General features: G+C 34.4%; 1 protein-coding gene. It reads right to left on the bottom strand.

Annotated features, from left to right (window positions below):
* The coding region (gene recJ / locus AFK68_RS01865; protein WP_246843936.1) for a single-stranded-DNA-specific exonuclease RecJ at positions 1-2,160 on the bottom strand (2,160 nt) is incomplete at its 3' end.
* Positions 2,161-2,482 lie beyond the last annotated feature (322 nt).

Below are 2,482 nucleotides of genomic sequence, written 5' to 3'. Positions count from 1 at the left end.
TCCTCCAATAGGAAAATACTTTTGACTTTTGACTTTTGAATTTTGAATTCCTCTTCCCGGAGGTAAGTTCTGAGAATTTTCTATAGCGCTATAGTTTTGAGTCTCAAATTTTGAATTTCTATTTCCCGCCGGAGGTAAGACTTGGGATTTTTCTATAGTGCTATAGTTCTGAGTATCAAATTTTAAATTTCTATTTTCGGAAGGTAAGTTCTGAGAATTTTCTATAGCGCTATAGTTCTGAGTCTCAAATTTTGAATTTTCATTTCCCCCAATAGGAAAATACTTTTGACTTTTGACTTTTGAATTTTGAATTCCTCCACGCCAGTCCAATATCCAATCGACAGGATTCAATTCTATGACTTGAGTATCTTGGAGATTAGGTTGTACAGCAATAAGTCGAACCTCATAACGTTTCTCGTAAGTATTAAAATCCAATTCCACAACAGCATCACTTATGCCTTCAGGAATTTCATCCTTATAATGACCCCACCAAATACCCGGAAACCCTTTATCTATAGACTCATCACAAATTTCAAAATTTGTTTTAATATATTTGACCTTATTTCCCCGCAAATCTTTTTGGTTCCGATGCCAAACATTAGTAAACCAACAATTTTGAATCAAAAGCTTAGGTACTGGGTTTCCCATACCACAAGGTTCTAAAAGCTTCAGTTCTTGAAATAAATCTCTACCTAACTCAGATACAGTCACAATTAAATCCACTTCTATTACCGAGTTTTGGTTAAGACTTACTCCTAATGTTTGTCCCAATAGTTGATTAATAGCATCTGTAAATATAGGAATATTTTCTACAGGCAAACTAAGACCAGCAGCGAAAGGATGACCGCCAAACCTATCTAATAAATGTGCCTGATTTTTCACCAACTCATAAAGGTCTATTTTACCAACAGAACGGGCAGAACCACGAGCTAATAATTTTTCAGAAGTTCTAGTAGCTTCCGTTTCCTCACTTAATAAAATAGTAGGACAACCATACTCTCCAGCTATCTGGCCTGCCACTAATCCTAGAACACCGACAGGCCATTGAGGGTCTGTCAGAACTATGACATGAGTGGTGGAAAGGTCTAATTTTGTCAATTTTTGAGCAACATCTTCAGCTACTTCTCTTTGTAGAGATTTGCGCCTAGAGTTGGCCAGTTCTGTTTCGATAGCCAGTTGTTGACAATATTTAGGGTCACGACTGGTCAAAAGTTCCACACAAAAACTGGCATCTCCGATAATTCTACTTACAGCATTAATCCGAGGACCAATACCAAAAGAAATATCTGTAGGGCGATCGCCTGTTTTTTTGCACAGCTCTAAAAGTTTAGCAACTCCTGGTCTGGTAGTTTTAGTTAATTGTGTACTTAATTTTTCAATACCTATTTGTGCTAGATAACGACAGTCATTTGTTAGTTGAACTAAATCGGCAATTAAACCAATAGCTACTAAGTCTAATAATTCTGTTAGGGGAAGTTTTGGTATTTCTGGATAAGTTAAATAAAGTGCTTCTATAAGTTTATAAGCTACTCCAACTCCTGACAAATTATATAGGGGATGAGCGGGGGAAAAATAGCGGGGATTAATAATAGCAAATAATGGCGGACGTTCTGAGGGAAGGGTATGATGATCGGTGACAATTATATCTATTTCTAAACTATTTGCATATTCTATTTCGGCAATATTTGTACTACCTGTATCGCAGGTAATTATCAAACTATAATTCTCTTTGGCTAACCTTTCAATTCCAGCAAAATTCAAACCATGAGATTCTGTAAATCTGTTAGGAATATAGTAAGTTAATTGGTTATTTTTATCTAAAAATTCTCCTAATCCATCCCAAAGTATAGATGTTGAAGTAATGCCATCTGCATCAAAGTCTCCCCAGATGGCAACTTTTTCTTGATTATTTCTAGCAGAGATAATTCTTTCTATGGCTTTGTTAATTTCTACGCCAAATTCAAAGGAGCTAGTTGGTTGATATTGTTTTGGATTTAAAAAGCCTACTATATTTTTAGTATCTTTAATTCCACGTTGCCATAATAATTGTGCTAGATATTTTCCTGATAATTTTGGTGCATAATTTTTGACACACTCAATAAATAAATGAGGGAGATGATCGGATACAGGAATTTGCCAATATTTTTTTTCTTGAGACATCTTTCTTTAGTCATTCCTTGTAGTAACGAATAGAATAAAAAAATCATCAACATAACTAGGTCTAAAACCCCGCCTTTTAATCAGTTATCAGTTAAATATTTTTTCTAGTTTTATCACACTTAACAAAGTCAGAAAATATTGCTACAGTGTGCTTGTTTTTAGGAGTCAGAAGTCAGGAGTTATAATTCAGGAGGTAAGAATTTATAATATTTATTTTTTCTGAGAGTCAAACTATTCTATTGTTGACTAAAAATAGTCTAATAACCATAAATATTTTGTTTTTGATTAAGGGATAATTTGATTTTTATTCCCGAAGTCGGCA

The organism is Hydrocoleum sp. CS-953 (genome assembly GCF_002260545.1).
In the GTDB taxonomy this organism is placed as follows: domain Bacteria; phylum Cyanobacteriota; class Cyanobacteriia; order Cyanobacteriales; family Microcoleaceae; genus Trichodesmium.
Note: the sequence above shows the minus strand (reverse complement) of the source record. Positions and strands in the feature narration are given on the sequence as shown.